Origin of the sequence: Thalassospira lucentensis MCCC 1A00383 = DSM 14000 (assembly GCF_000421265.1) — a bacterium.
In the GTDB taxonomy this organism is placed as follows: Bacteria; Pseudomonadota; Alphaproteobacteria; order Rhodospirillales; family Thalassospiraceae; genus Thalassospira; species Thalassospira lucentensis.
This window is the reverse complement of record NZ_ATWN01000001.1, coordinates 346,532-364,747: the sequence shown is the minus strand read 5'-3', so window position 1 is coordinate 364,747 and position 18,216 is coordinate 346,532. Positions and strand designations below refer to the sequence as shown.

Below are 18,216 nucleotides of genomic sequence, written 5' to 3'. Positions count from 1 at the left end.
GGTCTAACTGGTCAGACCAGTTAGACCAAACAAACATATTTGAATGTGCCATGCAAGATTGTTTGTGCAAAAATGAGTCATATGCGCTTTTATGGCGTTAATTGGATAAAAAATAAGCAACGAGGAATAGCAGGAATGTTCAACCGTACACTTCTGCCGCAAACGGTAGCGCGCCAAATTCAGGAAATGATCCAGAACGGATCCCTGAAACCCGGGGACAAAATTCCGTCCCAACGCGAGTTCGCCCAGAAGTTCGGCATTTCACGTGCGTCGCTTCGCGAGGCCCTGCTGACCCTTGAGACACTTGGCATGATCAAGACCGAAGCCGGGCGCGGCACATTCGTGACCGACCCCAACAGCCGCACACCGGGCGACATGGCACCGTGGCGTTATTCGGAAAGCCATACGGTGTTTGACGTGTTTCAAACCCGCATGATCCTTGAAGGTGAAATTGCTGCCCTTGCCTGTCATCGCCTTACGGCCGGGCAGCTTGAACATATGGCAGATGCGACCGATCAGATGGAAAAAGGCTGGGCCGCACAAGATTTGATTTCCAACGTCGATGCGGATCTGGAATTTCACAACACGATTGTTCAGGCGTGTAGCAACAGCATGCTGCGCGACCTTTATAAAACCGTGCGCGATCAGATCACCGAAACCCAGCGCCAACCAATCCCGATCACCGACCCGGAACGGATGCGCGCATCCATCGGCGAACATCGGCGCATCATCAAGGCCCTGTCGGATGGGGATGCCAATGCGGCACGCGAAGAGATGCAAAACCACATCCGAAACACCGCACGCTGCGCAGGTCTTAAGGCATAACCCCCTTAAGACATCGTCGCAGGAAATTTGCCCCAGACACACAAAACCCCGCGCGGTGAACCGGCGGGGCGGGAATGGTGGGCCTAACAAGACTCGAACTTGTGACCTCTCGCATGTCAAGCGAACGCTCTAACCAACTGAGCTATAGGCCCGTAATTTGTGTGAAAGATGGTGGGCCTAACAAGACTCGAACTTGTGACCTCTCGCATGTCAAGCGAACGCTCTAACCAACTGAGCTATAGGCCCGCAAATCCATCTTTCGAAAGACCGCCCCTTCGGTTAAGAAAAAGTGGTCCTGCCGTTTGCGTCGGCGAGGCGGTATTTAGCCCAAGGCAGACAAAGGCGCAACCCCAGAAATGGGTTTTTGACAAAAATTCTTCATCAATTGCCAGCCAATTCCCATATGCTATAGATCAGATTGTGAGAGATCGGAGTCGGGATATAACCAAACCGCCATCAGGGATGGATGATACCAAGACAATGAACCAGTTGCCTTCGGAAATGGCCACAACCGGCCCCGCCACCGTTATTCTTCCAGCACGGCAAACCCTGCCCGTGGTCTTTGCATCACCGCATTCGGGACGCCAGTATCCGCAAGACTTGATTGCCAGCGCGCGGATCGGATCGTTTGAGCTGCGCGCGTCCGAAGACGCCTTTGTCGATCAGCTGTTTGCCGCTGCCCCGCAACTGGGCGCGCCCTTGCTGTGTGCAACGTTCCCACGCGCCTATGTCGATGTTAATCGCGGCGCGCTGGAGCTGGATCCACGCATGTTTGACGGTGAGTTGCCCGCCGATGCCGAAACCCATTCGATGCGCGCCCTGTCAGGCTTGGGATCAATCCCGCGCGTGGTCAGTGGCGGGGTTGAGATTTATAAATCCCGCCTGCCCGTCACCGAGGCATTTGATCGCATTGACACCTATTACCGGCCATATCATCGCGCCCTGCAAAATTTGATCAAGGCGACGCGTGACGCATTTGGCTACTGCATCCTGATTGATTGCCATTCAATGCCCGGTGATTCTGTCGATAGTGCTAAAAACCGCGTTGATCTGGTGCTTGGCGATTGCTATGGAAGTTCCTGCCACCCGTCATTGACGCGGTTTGTGGATGATCGCGTGCGCAATCTGGGCTTTATCCCGGCGCACAATGATCCATATGCCGGGGGCTATTGCACACGCCATTACGGCCACCCGGAGGCCAATGTGCACAGCCTTCAGATCGAGCTTGCCCGATCGCTTTATATGGATGAAGCAACGATTACGCCGCATCGCGGATTTGACACCTTGCGCGAACAAATGACCCATCTGATTTCAAGCTTCCACGATCTTGACGGGAACCCGTTTTAATGACCAGCCCCGCCCATACTGATGCCAGCGTTCCCTTAGTCGACCTGATCATCCGGGATGCCGAACCCGAAGATTTCGCGCGCATTACCGAAATTTATGGCCACCATGTTTTGCATGGCCTGGCATCCTTCGAGGAACGGGCCCCGGAAATTGCCGAACTGACGTCGCGCTGGCAACATGTGCGCGAACGCGGCCTGCCCTATCTGGTCGCCGAGATTGAGGGCCGGGTTGAGGGATTTGCCTATGCCGGGGCTTATCGTACCCGCCCGGCATATCGGTTTACCGTCGAAGACACGATCTATATCGCGCCTGACGTGGTTGGAAAGGGAGCGGGCCGCGCGCTTCTGGCAGAGCTTTTGACGCGCTGCACGGCCCTTGGCTATCGCCAGATGGTGGCGGTGATTGGCGATTCTGCCAATGTTGCCTCGATCGGGCTGCATGCACGGCTTGGCTTTCGGGTTGCCGGAACTTTGCAGTCGGCCGGCTTTAAACTGGGTCGCTGGGTCGATAGCGTGATCATGCAGCGCGGACTGGGGGATGGCGATGGCAATTTCCCAGACGGCAATCCAGAGCGCGAAAAGTGAGTATAGCCGCAATTGCGACACAGATCGCGCATCAGCGGCTGTACATACTTGGTGCCCCACTCTGAACTGAGGTCGAAATCATATCGTCGCACAATTCCCTATCTGATGGCCTGCGCCAGCTTGGCAGCCATAAAACATTGCCAATTGCGGTCATCGTGATTGCAGTGGTGGGTCTTTATGATCTGGATTTTCTGACCAACGCCGAAGACTGGCGCGAAGATCTGGCCTGTGCGGCCTATTACGAGATCAATCCCGTTGCGGCGACCGAGACGAACAATGCAGAAATCTGGATTAAGCGCGCTGCTGCCAATGCATCTGAAAAGCCCAGCCCGGAAAGCGAGGCCGCCATTCGCATCAAATTGCGTTATATGATCAAGGAATTGCGCGCCCCGGCCCTGTCAGAAGCAGATCAGAACACTCAAATTGACGCACTCAAGGATAGCTGCAGCTAATTTCGACCGGTAATTGATTTGCACCGCACCATTTCGCGCAAACCGAAAACGGCGATATGCTCAGACGATGAGTATATGCCCAAGTTTAGCTAAATGGCTGAATTTAGACAAAAAAAAGGCCGCCTATGAAAGCGGCCCAAGTCTAGGGAGGAAACGTCCAAGAAACGAGCGAACAAGTCGCTCGCCGGAATGCACTGCGTCCTACCGCAGCGCACAAATGGAGATTACCCATTTGCTCGACCGGACGCAATAGCTTTTTGACTATTTTTTTATCAAAATTATTCCTGCACCTTTTTTCATCACAATTTCACAGAACTGACACTGTTTCGTGCTGATTTCAGGCGGGTCTGGGTTAAATTTTGATCACCTGCGGACTCCATACACGGATCCTACCGCCTACCCCACTGTGCTTCGAATGCGAATCGCGCGATAAAATTTGGCTGTTTTGCAGCGATTCCACATTGAAATCATCGCAAACGAATCATTTTCGGCCAAAATTTCCACAAAAGAAGCATTTCCCCACGCGACTATCGCCAAAGCAGCCGTCCCCGACATTTTACAAATGCAGGGAGAACGGTCCGCGGATCGGCGAGGGTGAAGACACATGCACACAGACGTTTCGTATCGCGGCAGGCCATCATCAACGGGAATTTATGAAGCGGCACTGGCAGACATCACCCCAGAGCGCCCGCGCTACGGTCTAGTAGCATGCGGCGTGGCGACGTGACGGTCAATGGCACGGCCCCCGGTCCGCTTGATCACGCACGTACGGTCCGACATGCAGGCCATCAGTGGCACCCTCTGGTCGACAGGCATCAAGTTTGATTTTGGATGACAAGGAAAGGATCGTCGCGGGCGGTGACGCCCACAGTACCAGACATTAGTTGATTGTCTGATTGGCGGTCTTGCTGTCTACGCGGCTTGATTTGTGAGCCGTGACAGCAATCGCGGCGGCGTCGGCCGGGCGTTTACGGCCCGACATGCTTTCGGCAATCATGTCATCATGATCGCGGCGCTTTTTGGCATCATACATCCGCTGATCAGCAAGATCGATCAGGTTCTGCGGAATTGAAATGGCGTCTTCAATGCGCTCTGACAGGCCGACACTGGCGCGTTGCGTCTGACCGCCTTGCAGGCTGGCAAGCCCCGGCCCCATGACACGCGCAAGGACCTCATTTGCCTGCGTCATTGGAAGTTCCGGCAGAAGCACAAGAAACTCTTCACCGCCCCAGCGCACCACAAGATCCGAACTGCGGAAGCGATCGACAAGGTTATTGCCGACTTCTGCCAAAATCCGGTCACCGTAATCATGACCATGGCGGTCGTTGATTTGCTTAAAATCATCAAGGTCGATGAAGGCCATTGTATAGGGCGCATTTTTGCGCATCGAACTGTCAAACGTAACCCGGATCATTTCCATGCCAAACACACGGGTAAAGCAGCCGGTCAACGGATCAATCGCCACCTCCTGCGCGGCAACAATCGTACGATAAAGCTGCACCAAAGAAGACAGGATTGCCAAGGGCAGTAAGACAGCCAGGATCATCTCAAGCGCAACAAACCCGGTCGCAAGCGATGCCTGTGCACCAATCACCAGCAACACCATGATCGGAGATGACAGTATCGCGGCCTCGACCAAGGTCAGCGGCATGATGGCAATCATCAAAACCAGCCCCAGTAACAGGAAGCTGTGTGCGGAAAACATGCGCTGCGTTGCCAGAAGGTCATGCGCGCCAAAACCACACAAAAGACAGGCCGCAATCACCAGCATCAACATCGGAAGATACGGGAAATGCCGGCGCCAGCGCGCACTGACCGCGCGGTTGGCCAGAACCACAATTGCGATACCAACAACAAGAAGGCGCATGATTGAAGTTTGCGACAGCCACATCTGACTGTCGTACGCACCATCCCAGAACGGGACGACGGCAAGCAGCACACACATAAATACGGCGGCAAAACGGGCTGTAAGCTGGATCGACTCCTTACGCCGCAGATGCAGGATTTCTGCATGCCGAGGTGTATAGAAGAAGTCTTTGTAGCGACAACGAAGAACCCCTACGCGGCGCTTAGCATCTATGGCTGGACCAGACAGCACGCAAAACAGCTCCAACATCAAAAATTGCAGGAGCCAATTGCTCCGTAGAACTACCTATGATCGTTCCCTTATTTAACCATAGATACAACTATCCATAAGAAGGGTATGTATACATTGCGCCAGTTTTGCGCCAACAGTTCAGGTGAAATCCATCAAATAGTATATTGATAAATAAATGTATTTTCCTGAAACCGAAAAAGTTAATCAAAGAAAAATAATTTAACTTTTTATAAAGTTCAAGCGATTCGGCATGGCCTGAGCTCACCCTCCGATACAAAAAGTGCGGCATGCCATTACAACATGCCGCACAGATGATTCTTTTGATCGGGAAAAGCCCGCTTCCAGACACTTTGGGCACGTGTCGTTTATCGAAATACGTGCCCCAAAGAAGCTAGCCCCAAAGCGCCCGGTCAGGCAGCCCCATCACGCCATTGTCAAACGTCAGGCCGTGTTCACGGTCCTTGGCCATCCAGATCGGACCATCCAGATCAACAATGCGCGACTTGGCCCCAATGATCATGGCCGGTGCCATCGCAAGCGAGGTTCCGACCATACAGCCGGTCATCAGTTGCAAACCGGCCTTGGTTGCGGCCTCGGCCAGCTCAAGCGCACCGGTAAGACCACCGGTTTTATCGAGCTTGATATTGATCATATCATAAAGATTGGCCAGACGCGGAATGTCGGCAATCGTATGGACCGACTCATCGGCACAGAGCAAAACCGGGCAATCAATCGTCATCAAGCCATCGTCCTGCCCGGCAGGCAGGGGCTGTTCGATCATCTCGACCCCCAGCGCATCAAGCTCCGCGCCAATGTCGGAAAGAAGCTCAATCGACCATGCCTCGTTGGCATCGACAATGATCCGGGCCTTTGGCGCACCTTCGCGGACAGCACGCACCGATTCGAGCACGTTCTCGCCGTTGAGTTTAACCTTGAGCAAGGGTGCATGGGCAATCTTACGCGCGGCTTCACGCATTTTATCAGGCGTATCGATGCTGAGCGTTTCGGCCGTGACCAGACCTTCTGGCGCGTCACATTCAGCCAATTCCCATGCACGACTGCCATATCGCTTGGCCTCAAGATCCCAATAGGCACAGTCAACAGCATTGCGTGCCGCCCCGGCCTTCATGGCATCCTGAAGTTCCTTGCGCGTCATGCCGCGTGACAGGGCGTCTTCCTGTGCCTTGATGTCGGCAATGACACCTTCAACGGTTTCGTCGTACCGGGCATAGGGAACGCATTCCCCATACCCGGTGTGTTCGCCGTCCGTCAGGGTCACCTTGACCACATGTGCCTCGGTCCGTGCCCCGCGCGAGATTTTAAAAACCTGTGCGAGGGGGAAGACTTCAGAAATCACACTGAGTTGGGGCAAGATTAAATCTCCTGGAGCTTATCGACAATCGGCGCGACACCAACACGAACCGGGTCAACGGCCGGGAGGCCAAACTCGGCTTCGATATCGGCCAGAAGCTTGGTGGCGGCGGCCTCATCGAGCGACTTGGTATTGATGGCAAAACCAACAACAACGCAATCGGGATTGGTCAGTTTTGCGTGCTGCAAGTTGACTTCCAGACAGGTTTTCAGATCTGGCAATTTATAGCCCGGAAGACCACGCATGTGCGTGCGGGTCGGTTCATGGCAAATCACAAGCGCATCTGGCTGCGAACCATGGATCAGGCCCATGGTGACACCTGAGAAGGAGGCGTGGAACAGGCTGCCCTGCCCTTCGATGACGTCCCAGTGATCCGGGTCGTTTGCCGGTGCAATGGTTTCAACAGCACCCGAGATGAAGTCAGAAATCACGGCATCAACCGAGATGCCTTCACCAACAATGAAAATACCGGTCTGGCCAGTGGCGCGGAAGTCAGACTTCATGCCGCGTTTTTTCATTTCTGCATCAATGGCAAGGGTGGTGTACATTTTACCGACCGAACAATCGGTTCCCACGGCAAGAACGCGCTTTCCGGACCGTTTTTCACCATTTCCGACGGGAACTTTGCCGTCAAAATGGCGCACATCAAACAAGCGGACCCCCTTGGCAGCAGCAGCTTCGACCAGTTCGGGAATCGTACTCAGGCGGGTATGCAGGCCGTTGGCAATGTCCATGCCCGCATCAATTGCGGCCAAAAGCGTTTCCATCCATGCCGGGCCAATGATCCCGCCACGGTTGGCAACGCCAAGCACAAGCGTTTTAACGCCGGCGGCTTTTGCCTCGGTAATCGTCATTTCCGTCAGGCCGAGATCGGCCTTGCAGCCCGGCAGGCTGAGCTGCCCAATGCACCATTCCGGGCGCCATTGCTTGATCCCGAGTGCGGTTTTTGCCGCCAGTTCATCGGGCGCGTCACCAAGAAACATAAGATAGGGATGATCGATTTTCATAATACCTCCTTGACCAGCATCCAAACGGTGCCCTTATAATCTGTGGTAACTATAGCGCAATATGGTGGACCCGTTCCAGAGATATGAATTGATATCTTCGACGATACACCCGATATTTCGACTATAATTCGACTATGAAAAACAAAAACAAAATAAAATACAAAACTCTTTGAAGACCATCACTCTTTCTTGTGAATTTTGTCGGGAATGGCCCGAAAAACGCAAGAAAATGCAATTTTGAAGGACTGGCGTGAAAGCGCCCGACTACATATGAGCACCGATCTCACGAAGTGGCTATCTGAGCGAAAAATCGAAGAAGTCGAATGCATTGTACCGGACATGTCAGGGGTGGCCCGGGGCAAGGTTTTGCCGACACAGAAGTTTCTGCGCGGGCTGGAGGCCAAAAGCCTCGCCATTCCAGAGGCAATTTTCTGCCTGACTGTGACGGGCGGCTACCCGGAAGAAACCGACGCATTCCTTGATCCGGCTGAAAAAGACGTGGTCATGGTGCCCGATCCGGAGACGATTCGCGTCGTGCCGTGGTACGAAGAGCCCACCGCCCAGATCATCTGCGATTGTTATCACTTCTCGGGCGAGGAGGTTTCGATCTCGCCGCGTGGTGTGCTCAAACGTGTTCTCAAGGCCTTTGAAGAACGCGGCATGAAACCAATCATTGCACCGGAACTTGAATTTTATCTGGTGGCGAAAAATACCGATCCGGACAATCCGCTTGAGCCGCCGATTGGCCGATCAGGCCGCCCGGAGCGTGCGTCAAATGCGTTCGGGATTGATGCGATCAACGAGTTCGATCCGCTGATTGAAGACCTGTATGACTATTGCGAAGCCATGAATATCGATGCCGATACCATGAGCCATGAATCGGGTCCGGCCCAGCTTGAAATGAACTTCAATCATGGGGCGCCGCTCGAACTGGCCGATCAGGCGTTCCTGTTCAAGCGCACTTTGCGTGAAACAGCGCTTAAGCACGGCGTCTATGGCACCTTCATGGCCAAGCCGATGGGCAACCAGCCGGGCAGTTCGATGCATATTCATCAAAGCCTGCTCGACATCACCAGCGGCAAGAACCTGTTTGCCGATGATGACGGCAAAAATTCAAAAATGTTCCTGAACTATATCGGAGGTCTGCAGCGCTATCTGCCTGCGGCCATGCCACTTTTGGCCCCGAACATGAACAGTTATCGCCGTTTGCAGCCGTGGTCGGACGCGCCGATCAACATGCATTGGTCGCTTGATAACCGCACAGTTGGCCTGCGCCAGCCCAACGGTCCGCCCGCAGCCCGCCGTATTGAAAACCGGCTTCCGGGTGCGGATGCCAATCCGTATCTGGCGGTGGCGGCATCGCTTGCCTGTGGACTTTTGGGTATTATCGAAGAAATCGATCCGACGTCCCCGATCGAAGGGTCGGGCTATGATCGGGCGCATTCCCTGCCCCGCCATATCCACGAAGCTTTGGCAAAATTCCATCGCTGCAAGCCGCTTAAAGAGCTGCTGGGTGAGGAATTCTCAACCGCAGTTATTGCGGTCAAGGAAGCCGAGTGGGACGCCTATCAGACCGTGATCAGTGCATGGGAACGCGAGCACCTTTTGCTCAACGTTTAAAATCGATGATCGAATTTTGCGCCGGGAGATCGCGCCCGGCGCAAGATTCTTGCATTGCGTATGCCTAAATTTTCACTTGATGCGAAAAATGCACAATTTTCCATCTTGTGTTTGACAATATCCTGATCCATTCAAAGGATATTAGAAGTGTCCCTCGGTCTTGGGGAAGCCAAACAACAAGACCATTAAATTTTCAAACGCTGCCACATGGGAGGCTCAGCGAAATGAAATCTCTTCTTAAAACCTCAAGCATGATTGTGCTTGCAACAGCCGTCTCCGGCTTTGCCTTTGGCGCATCCGCACAGGAAGTTCTCAACATCTATAACTGGTCTGATTATATCGGCGAGGAAACCGTTGCGAATTTCGAAAAGGAATATGGCGTCAAGGTCAACTATGACGTTTATGACAGCAACCAGTTGGTTGAAGCCAAGCTGCTTGCGGGTAACTCCGGCTATGACATCGTGGTTCCGACCCTTGCAGATGCAGAACGCCTGATCCGGGCGAAGCTGTTCCAGCCGCTTGATAAATCGAAGCTGTCGAACTATGGCAACCTTGATCCGGTCATCCTGCAGCAGCAGGCAAAATACGACCCGGACAACACCTATGCCGTGCCGTATTTCTGGGGCACCAACGGCTTTGGCTACAACGTTGCCAAAGTTCAGGAAGTTCTCGGCGATGATGCCCCGCTTGATAGCTGGGCAATGATCTTTGATCCGAAATATGCCGAGCCACTGTCGAAATGCGGCCTGTCGCTTCTGGATGATCCGGGCGAGATCGCGCCGCTGGTGAACTTCTATCTTGGCAATGTGCCGGAAGGCGAACCGACCAAGGAATCAATCGAAAGCTCCTTTGCGCAGCTTGATAAAATCCGTCCTTATGTGACCTATTTCCATAGCTCGCAGTACATCAACGACCTTGCAAACGGGAATACCTGTATTTCTGTTGGCTGGTCGGGCGATGTCGGTATGGCGGCCCTGCGCGCAGAAGAAGCCGGCAATGGCAACGAGATCAAGTATGTCATTCCAAAGGAAGGTACGCTGATCTGGTTTGATGCGATGATGATCCCGGAAGATGCACCGAACCCGGATCTGGCACACAAATTTATCGACTATGTGCTGCGTGCCGATGTCGAGGCTGAAATCGCAAACTACGTTGCCTATGCAACCCCGAACCTTGCAGCAATGGAGATGGTTGACCCGTCCCTTCTGGAAGATCAGGGCATCTATCCGCCGCAGGAAGTAAAAGAACGTCTGCGTTCCAAGGTCGAGCCGGATTCTCGTCTTCTACGGACCAGGACTCGCATGTGGACCAAGCTTAAAACCGGTCAGTAAGGCATCTTTGCCAATTACGATCTAACCTACCGGACGAGCAAGGGCGCGATTGCAATCGCGCCCTTTTGCTTTGCAGCATTCCACGGGTTCCCTGTCCGAGCCACCATATCGCGGACTCGCGATCACGCCATCAATTCCACCCTTAATTCTCGAAGTCACACATCACTCCCACAATCAAATAATGCATATTTTCTGAACACCCAAAGGCCATTTCCTGCCGTTTATAGCGGCAGAAACCGATTGTTGTTCAAAATATCGCACACCCCTCTTTACAGATTGAAGAATTGCTTCATCCTGTTATCAGAACGGACCGACATCTTGGCGCAGGCGCAACAATCAATGATTGCGCAGCAGGTCATCAGGGACTGTCGCCCAATGAAATCGGTTCATCGTGACATTGATCAAGGGGAGAATGCTGGTGCCAGAGGCGGTTTTGGATCGTGCACATGAAGACGTGCACAAGACGCAACCTTGGAACAATCCAGACGCGGTTCCCTATATCCGCTTTGAGAATGTGACCAAGAAGTTCGGTGACTTTTACGCCGTTGATGATGTCTCCCTTGATATTTATCGCCACGAACTATTCGCACTTTTGGGTGGTTCGGGCTGTGGGAAAACAACCTTGCTGCGCATGCTGGCCGGGTTTGAAGAACCAACATCGGGCAAGATTTATATTGATGGTGTCAATATGGCCGGTGTTCCAGCCTATGAACGCCCGACTAATATGATGTTCCAGTCCTATGCCTTGTTCCCGCATATGAATGTCGAACAGAATGTTGCCTTTGGCCTGCATCAGGATGGTTTGCCGAAATCGGAAATCCGAACCCTTGTTTCAGACATGCTTGCCCTTGTGCAGATGACCAAGTTTACCAAGCGCAAACCCCATCAGCTTTCAGGCGGGCAGCGCCAGCGCGTGGCATTGGCCCGCTCGCTTGTGAAGAACCCCAAGGTGCTGTTGCTTGATGAACCGCTGGGCGCGCTTGATAAAAAGCTGCGCGAACAGACCCAGTTCGAACTGGTCAACATTCAGGAAAAAGTCGGCACCACCTTTGTCATGGTGACCCATGACCAAGAAGAAGCCATGACCATGGCATCGCGCATTGCGGTGATGAATGAAGGGGTGATCAATCAGACCGGCACCCCGTTTGAACTTTATGAATATCCCAACAGCCGCTATACCGCGAACTTCCTTGGGCAGGTTAATCTGGTCGAGGGCGTTTTGATTGATGATGATGAAAAATATGCCGTCATCAAATCGGACGAAGGTGGTTGCGAAATTTATATCGATCACGCGGTTCAGGGACACCGTGGCATGACCTTCTGGGCCGCCCTTCGACCCGAACGCCTGCGCCTGACCAAAGAACCGCCAGAAGACACAAAATATAACTGCGTGTCGGGCAAGGTTGAGGAAATCGGCTATTTGGGTGGTATTTCGACCTATCACGTGCGCCTTGCCAGCGGCAAACGCATCAAGGTCACCGAACCCAACTCTACACGTCAGATTGAACCCCGCTATACGTGGGAAGACCCGGTTTGGGTATCGTGGGAGGCCGGGGCTGCTTCGGTTCTGAACAAATGACCAGTGACACACCAGAGAAGTCTCTTAGCTTAAAGCAACGATTTGACCGCTGGATGATCAAACACGGTCGCGTGCTGGTGATCGGCATTCCTTATATCTGGCTGTTTCTGTTTTTCCTTGTGCCGTTCCTGATCGTTCTCAAGATCAGTTTTGCCATGGCGGAATATGCCCAGCCGCCCTATAGCTCGCTGTTTGACTGGATCGAAGAAGGCGTGACTGTCACGCTGAATTTCGGGAACTATCTGTTTCTGCTGTCTGATAGCCTCTATGCTACGGCCTATCTCAATTCGATCCGGATTGCGGCCATTTCGACCGTCATCACGCTTCTGATCGGCTATCCGATGGCATATGGCATTGCCCGTGCGCGCGGATCGGTCCGTAGTATTCTTTTGATGCTGGTGATCTTGCCGTTCTGGACCAGTTTTCTGATCCGGGTTTATGCCTGGATCGGCATTCTGGACCGCGAAGGATTGATCAACGCGTTCCTTCTGTGGACGGGCATCATCACGGAACCCTTGATCATGCGCCAGACAGAAGGCGCTGTTTTTGTCGGGATTGTGTACACCTATTTGCCGTTCATGATCCTGCCGCTTTATTCCACACTGGAAAAAATGGATGTCAGCCTGATTGAGGCAGCACTTGATCTTGGCTGCAAGCCATGGAAGGCGTTCCTTAAGGTCACCCTGCCCTTATCAATGCCGGGCGTTTTGGCCGGATCGCTTTTGGTGTTCATTCCGTCTGTTGGTGAATTCGTCATCCCGGAACTTCTGGGCGGACCCAATACATTGATGATCGGGCGAACGCTGTGGAACGAATTCTTTGCCAACCGTGACTGGCCGATTGCATCGGCTGTGGCGATTGCCATGCTGGTGTTCCTTGTCGTACCGATCATGTGGTTCCAGCATACCCAGTCCAAACAGGAGGAGCGCCAGTCATGAGTGGTAAAAGATCTACCTTCCTGATATCCGCACTGGTGTTTGGTTTTGCCTTTCTCTATGTGCCGATCCTGCTGGTGATGATCTATTCCTTTAACGAGGGCAAACTCGTCACCGTCTGGACCGGATTTTCGACCAAATGGTATGTGTCGCTGTTTTCCAATGACGGCATGATTGATGCTGCATGGAACAGCCTGCGCATTGGCGTGATGTCGGCGACACTCGCCTTGGCTCTTGGCACACCTGCCGGGCTTGTTATGTCGCGATTTGGTCGGTTTAAGGGCCGCACCCTGTTTTCAGGCATGATCGCCGCTCCCCTTGTCATGCCCGAAGTCATCACCGGCCTTTCCTTGCTGTTGCTGTTTGTGACGCTTGAGCAAATGGTTGGCTGGCCAGCAGGGCGCGGCATTTCGACGATCACGATTGCCCATACAACATTCTGTGCCGCCTATGTCGCGGTTGTTGTGCAATCGCGCCTGTCAGGTATGGATACATCGGTCGAAGAAGCGGCCATGGATCTTGGCGCGAAACCGGCAAAGATCTTCTTTGTCATTACCTTGCCGATGATCCTGCCTGCCCTTTTGGCCGGGTGGCTTTTGTCGTTCACCCTGTCGCTTGATGATCTTGTGATTGCAAGCTTTGTCGCCGGGCCGGGATCGACCACCCTTCCGATGAAAGTCTTCTCATCGGTAAGGCTTGGGGTTTCGCCGGAAATCAACGCCTTGGCGACGCTGATCATTTTGGCGGTATCGGCGATGATCCTGATTTCCAGCCTGCTGATCCTGCGGTCGGAGCGTAACCGCAGTCGGGCGCCATCGACTGAGGAAGCCTAACGCACAGCCTTTAAAAGGTCGTGGTAAACCCAATAGAAAAAGCAGCGCCCGTTATGTCGGGCGCTGCTTTCGTTTTAGGGGTATTTTTGTAGTATCGCGACGTTACTTGACGGTCATGTTTTCGTTGGCGCGACGCATCATTTCACGGCATTTCATGCCCGGTGCAACAACCCGCCAATAGCTTACAACCGCTTCTTCTGCGGCCTCGGCAAAATCAATGATCAGGTTGTTGAGCGCGTTCTGTTCCATCAGCTTCTTGACCCGATCGGGCAACTGCGACATTTGCCACAGACCAATGACCAGCGCATAGGATGAGCGCATCAGCTTATTGGCTTCATCTGGTGTGATCTCATAAAGCTCCGCCAGGGCATCAGCGGTACGTTTGACCATCGATGCCAGAAAACGTCGCTGACCGACGACCATTTCATCATCAGAACCCGATTCCAGAACACCTTGTGACAATGACGCCAGATACAGGAATTTCTCGTTCTTCACGAGATAGTCGACAAACTGTCGTGCAACCCGCGTTGAGTCCCGGTCTTCGGGACGCCGCAAGGCTTCCTGATCAATGATATCAAGATTGTTCTCAAACCAGCCTTTCTGAAAGTGCCGAAGCACCTCAAGAAACAGCGATTCCTTGCTTGAGAAATAAAGATACAGCGTACCCTTTGCGAGGTTTGCCTTACGCGCAACCTCGGCTGCGGACGGCAAGGTGCCGTCGCCTTCAAGATAAAGTTCGCGCGCGGCATCTAGGATATCCGCACGACGCTGCAATTTCTGTTCGTGGCTACGCGCCCGAACAAGATTTTCTTGTTCCATAAAATGTCTTCCCCCAACATTTTTCCCCTGACACATATTATTGCATATTAATTCACCTCAAAGTCAAATCACGTGACCCAATTAAATAGACAAAATTTATGAAACATCGGGAAAACAATCGCTTCGCCCCTATGACCGCACTAAAAATAAATGAATAAAGGTCATATAATATCAACCATAACGATCAAATCTGAACAAATTCATTATATCTGTCCATTTTTACGCCGAGTCGCCCTGCCAGAAGGTGTCTTTGCCTAACCTTTTGAGTGAGTGCGCCCCTCATTAAAGAGCGATAAAATGAATTTGGGGGAATAAACATCTGAAAAATCAGAGAACTTTCACGACAGCTTGAAAGACACCCAATTAGAGACCGAGGGGCATATGAGCACAGAAAACACCGGGCCGCGAAATGACGACCCAAACAAACTTCTATCTGAAAATTCGACATCGGAACCCACCGCGAACATTTACGATGATGTCACTTCGCAGAATACTGCCAGCTCACAAGATCATCAGGTTTACATGGAAGGACCGACCACATCGGGAACTGGTGGCAATGAGCCACCCCATACAGGCCAACCGTGGGGCAACGGACCGTCAGACGGCGCACCATCGCACGGACAACCCGGTGACATCTCATATTTCGGACGCTGGCAAGACGTCTTGAAATTGTGTTGCTGGAACACGTTATGGACCATACTGACACTGGGCATTTTCCGGTTTTGGGCCAAAACACGCATGCGGCGCTATATCTGGAGCAATATCGTCATTGACGGTGACGCCCTTGAATATACCGGGCGCGGGTTGGAACTGTTCCTTGGCTTTGTCATTGTGACGCTCATTCTTGTGCCCGTCATTCTGGCCCTTAATTTCATCGGATCGATGTTGCCGGCACATCTTATGATGTTGCCGATGATCTTTACTTATATTGCAGTTGCGTTCCTGTTCTTTGTCGCAACCTATCGCGCTACACGGTATCGCTATAGCCGGACATTCTGGCGTGGCATTCGTGCACGTCTTAGTGGATCAGCATTCAAATATGCCCTGATCGGGTTCGGCACCTCAATCGTAACACTTTTGTCGCTCGGTCTTCTTGCGCCGCTTGGCTTCATTGCCACCACCCGTTATCAAACCGACAACACATGGATCGGTGATACGCAGGCGCGCTTCAATGGGACGTTCGGTGCTGCCTTCAAACGCTGGCTCAAAAGCTGGGCAATATTGGTTCTGGTCGTTGGCAGCGTCCTTGCCCTATGCGCTGTTGCCTCGGGACCTAGCATGATCTGGCTTCCGATTGCGGCAGGAGTGATCGCCTATTTCGGGGTCGCTTTTGTTTTTCTGAATTATAATGTCTGGCTTTTCCGGTATCAGGCCGATTGCACAGAAATGGGCGCCATTCGGTTTTCAAGTAACCTGCAGACGTCACAATACATCAATATCATCTTGCGGTTCTTGGGCGTCTCATTGCTGGTGGTGATTGTTATTGCAGTACTTGTCTGGGTTTTTGGTGGTGCATATGTGATTTTGCTATCTAATCCGACGGCTGGCCTTACCTCGCAGGAAAAGGGCATGATGATTTTGGTCCCGGCAATCATAACTCTGCTTGTGATTGCCCCGGCCCTTAACATTGCTGGGTTTACCTTCCTCGTCCATTCGATGTTGGCTGCGGACATTTCATCGATGGGTTATCAGGGGGAAATTACCGACCTTCATGCCAACGCCGAAGCCCAGAACATCCCACGTACTGGCGAAGGATTGGCAGAGGCATTTGATCTTGGTGGAATTTAGTGGATGAAGCATGAACTTTAACGTCACCGCCCGTTACTTTGACGGGAAGACATCCGCAGCCCAAAACGTCACGGTCATCATTGATGACCGTGACGTCCTGATTGCCGATCCTGACGGCGAGATTTGCAAAATCGCCCGTCAGGATTTGCTTTTATGCGAGAAACCCGAAACCAACCGCCCGCTACGCCTGCGTCGCGCCCACGATAACGGCATGAGAATTGTGTTTGATGCACAAGACGCCAGTTCGGTTGCCGACGCACTCCGACATGGTTCGCCGGCAGTTGCCGTAGACGAGGCATCGCGCAAGTCTATGACGCGCCTGATTTCTGGCATTGTTGGTTTTACCGTATTGGTGGTGCTTACCATCTGGCTTGGTGTGCCGGTGGCGGTAAACCTTGTGGCGGATCATTATCCACGGCAGTCGGAAATCGCTCTTGGCAAGGCGGGGCGTGAACAAATCCTGTTTGCACTAGAACAGCTTGAGGACGACTTTGCGGTCTGCACTCCCAAAAACGCGGCACATAGGGCGGTGCAACAAATCGTTGCCCAACTCAGCAGCAGCAAGCCATTTGAGTATGACTACGACGTCACCTTTGTGCGGAGCAAGATCCCCAATGCGCTTGCCCTCCCCGGTGGTCAAGTTCTGTTATTTTCCGGTCTTCTCGACATTATGGAAAGTCCCGAAGCCTTTACCGGAGTCCTGGCCCATGAAATCGGGCACAGCGAAAAGCACCATGGCCTGCGCAACATGTTTTCCAATATCGCGGTCACCCAGTTGATCCGTCTGATCAGCGGTGGTTCGGCGATGGTCCCGGCGGAATTTATCCTGCAACAGGGATATACCCGTGACATGGAACGCGAAGCTGATCAATTCGCATTTGAGACCATGGAGCGCGCCAACATCCGCATGACAGATACCGCGGTCCTGTTTGGCAAGCTCAACAAAACTCTGAAAGATGGTGCACACGGGCTCGACTTACCCGAGATGTTTAGTTCCCACCCGGATATGGAAGCGCGTATCGCACAATTTGAAAATGCCCCCTCAACAGGAACCGTCGATATCAACGGCCAAGACTGGCAGGCTCTTAAATCAGCTTGTGACGACTGATCAGACGGGCAGTTCGGTGGTGCGTTTGACTTCGCGCAGGGTGATGATGGTTTGCACCCGCTCAACACCGGGAAGCTGGGTGAGGACTTCGCTGTGGATGCGTTCGTAGTCACTGGTGTCGCTGTAGACCACATGCACGAGATAGTCGCTTTGCCCGGCAAGCAGGTAGCACTCGACAACTTCGGGAACCTTCTGGACTTCTTTTTCAAAAGTTTCCAGAGCTTCGCGGGTTTGGCGGGTGATGGAGATATTGACGAACGCATTGCCCGGCTTGCCGATGCGGGCCGGGTTGAGCAGCATCGTATAGTGATCAATGAACCCGGCTTCTTCGAGCAGGCGCACGCGGCGCAGACATGCGGATGCCGACAGGTTCACTTTTTCGGCCAGTTCGGCATTGCTGATGCGCCCGTCTCGCTGCAGCAGGCGCAGGATCATGCGATCACGTTCATCAATCTGCATTTCGAATATTCCTCCGAGAACATGGTCATTTTTTAAAATTATCTAGCAATTATACCACC

Annotated in this window: 16 protein-coding genes and 2 tRNA genes; 11 read left to right on the top strand and 7 right to left on the bottom strand. The window is 52.8% G+C overall.

The window, feature by feature from the left end; translation table 11 throughout:
* Positions 1–135 precede the first annotated feature (135 nt).
* On the top strand, positions 136–825 hold the full coding sequence (locus K355_RS0101705; protein WP_022730385.1) for a FadR/GntR family transcriptional regulator: 690 nt from the start codon (positions 136–138) through the stop codon (positions 823–825).
* Positions 826–900: 75 nt separating this feature from the next.
* On the opposite strand, the gene K355_RS0101700 is transcribed toward K355_RS0101705, so the two are convergent.
* A tRNA-Val gene (locus K355_RS0101700) sits at positions 901–977 on the bottom strand.
* Positions 978–994: 17 nt separating this feature from the next.
* Positions 995–1,071, bottom strand: a tRNA-Val gene (locus tag K355_RS0101695).
* Positions 1,072–1,305: 234 nt separating this feature from the next.
* On the opposite strand from K355_RS0101695, the gene K355_RS0101690 reads away from it, so the two are divergent.
* The 3 genes from K355_RS0101690 (at position 1,306) to K355_RS0101680 (ending at position 3,208) form a co-directional block, all read left to right on the top strand.
* Entirely contained in the window at positions 1,306–2,172 is an 867-nt protein-coding gene (locus tag K355_RS0101690; RefSeq protein WP_028791210.1) for an N-formylglutamate amidohydrolase, read from the top strand.
* Positions 2,172–2,756, top strand: a complete 585-nt coding sequence (locus K355_RS0101685) for a GNAT family N-acetyltransferase (RefSeq protein WP_022730383.1) — start codon at positions 2,172–2,174, stop codon at positions 2,754–2,756. Before K355_RS0101690 ends, K355_RS0101685 begins: the two co-directional genes overlap by 1 nt.
* Before the next feature lie 137 nt (positions 2,757–2,893).
* The gene (locus K355_RS0101680) at positions 2,894–3,208 is read left to right on the top strand and encodes a hypothetical protein (RefSeq protein WP_022730382.1); all 315 of its coding nucleotides are present in this window, start codon (positions 2,894–2,896) and stop codon (positions 3,206–3,208) included.
* An 880-nt stretch (positions 3,209–4,088) separates the two neighbouring features.
* On the opposite strand, the gene K355_RS0101670 is transcribed toward K355_RS0101680, so the two are convergent.
* The 3 genes from K355_RS0101670 to dgcN all read right to left on the bottom strand — a co-directional run bounded on the left by K355_RS0101670 (position 4,089) and on the right by dgcN (position 7,685).
* Complete coding sequence (locus K355_RS0101670; protein WP_051145924.1) at positions 4,089–5,306, bottom strand: GGDEF domain-containing protein; 1,218 nt, start codon at positions 5,304–5,306, stop codon at positions 4,089–4,091.
* A gap of 391 nt (positions 5,307–5,697) precedes the next feature.
* Positions 5,698–6,678, bottom strand: coding sequence for an N-acetyl-D-Glu racemase DgcA (gene dgcA, locus K355_RS0101665; RefSeq protein WP_022730379.1), 981 nt, complete (start codon positions 6,676–6,678; stop codon positions 5,698–5,700).
* A 2-nt stretch (positions 6,679–6,680) separates the two neighbouring features.
* Positions 6,681–7,685: an N-acetyltransferase DgcN gene (dgcN, locus tag K355_RS0101660; RefSeq protein WP_022730378.1), complete on the bottom strand. Its 1,005-nt coding sequence runs from the start codon at positions 7,683–7,685 to the stop codon at positions 6,681–6,683.
* A gap of 270 nt (positions 7,686–7,955) precedes the next feature.
* Here dgcN and K355_RS0101655 point away from each other — a divergent pair, with 270 nt between their 5' ends.
* The 5 genes from K355_RS0101655 to K355_RS0101635 all read left to right on the top strand — a co-directional run bounded on the left by K355_RS0101655 (position 7,956) and on the right by K355_RS0101635 (position 13,983).
* Positions 7,956–9,305 carry a glutamine synthetase family protein gene (locus K355_RS0101655; protein WP_028791208.1) on the top strand — a complete coding sequence of 450 codons (1,350 nt, stop codon included), beginning with the start codon at positions 7,956–7,958 and terminating at the stop codon, positions 9,303–9,305.
* Between the two features lie 224 nt (positions 9,306–9,529).
* Positions 9,530–10,636 carry a polyamine ABC transporter substrate-binding protein gene (locus K355_RS0101650; protein ID WP_022730376.1) on the top strand — a complete coding sequence of 369 codons (1,107 nt, stop codon included), beginning with the start codon at positions 9,530–9,532 and terminating at the stop codon, positions 10,634–10,636.
* A gap of 412 nt (positions 10,637–11,048) precedes the next feature.
* Positions 11,049–12,215: an ABC transporter ATP-binding protein gene (locus K355_RS0101645; RefSeq protein WP_022730375.1), complete on the top strand. Its 1,167-nt coding sequence runs from the start codon at positions 11,049–11,051 to the stop codon at positions 12,213–12,215.
* A complete protein-coding gene (locus tag K355_RS0101640) occupies positions 12,212–13,153 on the top strand; it encodes an ABC transporter permease subunit (RefSeq protein WP_028791206.1) in 942 nt (313 codons plus the stop codon). The genes K355_RS0101645 and K355_RS0101640 overlap by 4 nt, the downstream gene beginning before the upstream one ends.
* Entirely contained in the window at positions 13,150–13,983 is an 834-nt protein-coding gene (locus K355_RS0101635; protein WP_022730373.1) for an ABC transporter permease subunit, read from the top strand. Before K355_RS0101640 ends, K355_RS0101635 begins: the two co-directional genes overlap by 4 nt.
* A gap of 102 nt (positions 13,984–14,085) precedes the next feature.
* On the opposite strand, the gene K355_RS0101630 is transcribed toward K355_RS0101635, so the two are convergent.
* Positions 14,086–14,802, bottom strand: a complete 717-nt coding sequence (locus K355_RS0101630; RefSeq protein WP_022730372.1) for a TetR/AcrR family transcriptional regulator — start codon at positions 14,800–14,802, stop codon at positions 14,086–14,088.
* A gap of 381 nt (positions 14,803–15,183) precedes the next feature.
* On the opposite strand from K355_RS0101630, the gene K355_RS24940 reads away from it, so the two are divergent.
* Positions 15,184–16,590, top strand: a complete 1,407-nt coding sequence (locus K355_RS24940; protein WP_022730371.1) for a YjgN family protein — start codon at positions 15,184–15,186, stop codon at positions 16,588–16,590.
* 10 nt (positions 16,591–16,600) lie between these two features.
* Positions 16,601–17,698 (top strand): M48 family metallopeptidase, encoded by a 1,098-nt coding sequence (locus tag K355_RS0101620; protein ID WP_022730370.1) that lies wholly within the window; start codon positions 16,601–16,603, stop codon positions 17,696–17,698.
* Here K355_RS0101620 and K355_RS0101615 read toward each other — a convergent pair whose 3' ends face one another.
* Complete coding sequence (locus K355_RS0101615; protein ID WP_022730369.1) at positions 17,699–18,157, bottom strand: Lrp/AsnC family transcriptional regulator; 459 nt, start codon at positions 18,155–18,157, stop codon at positions 17,699–17,701. It lies immediately after the preceding gene.
* Positions 18,158–18,216: the final 59 nt, after the last annotated feature.

What these genes read in the sequence shown, in the direction of transcription:
- K355_RS0101615 (WP_022730369.1), bottom strand. Translation starts at nt 18,157, where the DNA reads ATGCAGATTGATGAACGTGATCGCATGATCCTGCGCCTGCTGCAGCGA.
- K355_RS0101655 (WP_028791208.1), top strand. Translation starts at nt 7,956, where the DNA reads ATGAGCACCGATCTCACGAAGTGGCTATCTGAGCGAAAAATCGAAGAA.
- K355_RS0101705 (WP_022730385.1), top strand. Translation starts at nt 136, where the DNA reads ATGTTCAACCGTACACTTCTGCCGCAAACGGTAGCGCGCCAAATTCAG.
- K355_RS0101690 (WP_028791210.1), top strand. Translation starts at nt 1,306, where the DNA reads ATGAACCAGTTGCCTTCGGAAATGGCCACAACCGGCCCCGCCACCGTT.
- K355_RS0101650 (WP_022730376.1), top strand. Translation starts at nt 9,530, where the DNA reads ATGAAATCTCTTCTTAAAACCTCAAGCATGATTGTGCTTGCAACAGCC.
- K355_RS24940 (WP_022730371.1), top strand. Translation starts at nt 15,184, where the DNA reads ATGAGCACAGAAAACACCGGGCCGCGAAATGACGACCCAAACAAACTT.
- K355_RS0101630 (WP_022730372.1), bottom strand. Translation starts at nt 14,802, where the DNA reads ATGGAACAAGAAAATCTTGTTCGGGCGCGTAGCCACGAACAGAAATTG.
- K355_RS0101620 (WP_022730370.1), top strand. Translation starts at nt 16,601, where the DNA reads ATGAACTTTAACGTCACCGCCCGTTACTTTGACGGGAAGACATCCGCA.
- K355_RS0101635 (WP_022730373.1), top strand. Translation starts at nt 13,150, where the DNA reads ATGAGTGGTAAAAGATCTACCTTCCTGATATCCGCACTGGTGTTTGGT.
- K355_RS0101640 (WP_028791206.1), top strand. Translation starts at nt 12,212, where the DNA reads ATGACCAGTGACACACCAGAGAAGTCTCTTAGCTTAAAGCAACGATTT.
- K355_RS0101685 (WP_022730383.1), top strand. Translation starts at nt 2,172, where the DNA reads ATGACCAGCCCCGCCCATACTGATGCCAGCGTTCCCTTAGTCGACCTG.
- K355_RS0101645 (WP_022730375.1), top strand. Translation starts at nt 11,049, where the DNA reads ATGCTGGTGCCAGAGGCGGTTTTGGATCGTGCACATGAAGACGTGCAC.
- dgcN (WP_022730378.1), bottom strand. Translation starts at nt 7,685, where the DNA reads ATGAAAATCGATCATCCCTATCTTATGTTTCTTGGTGACGCGCCCGAT.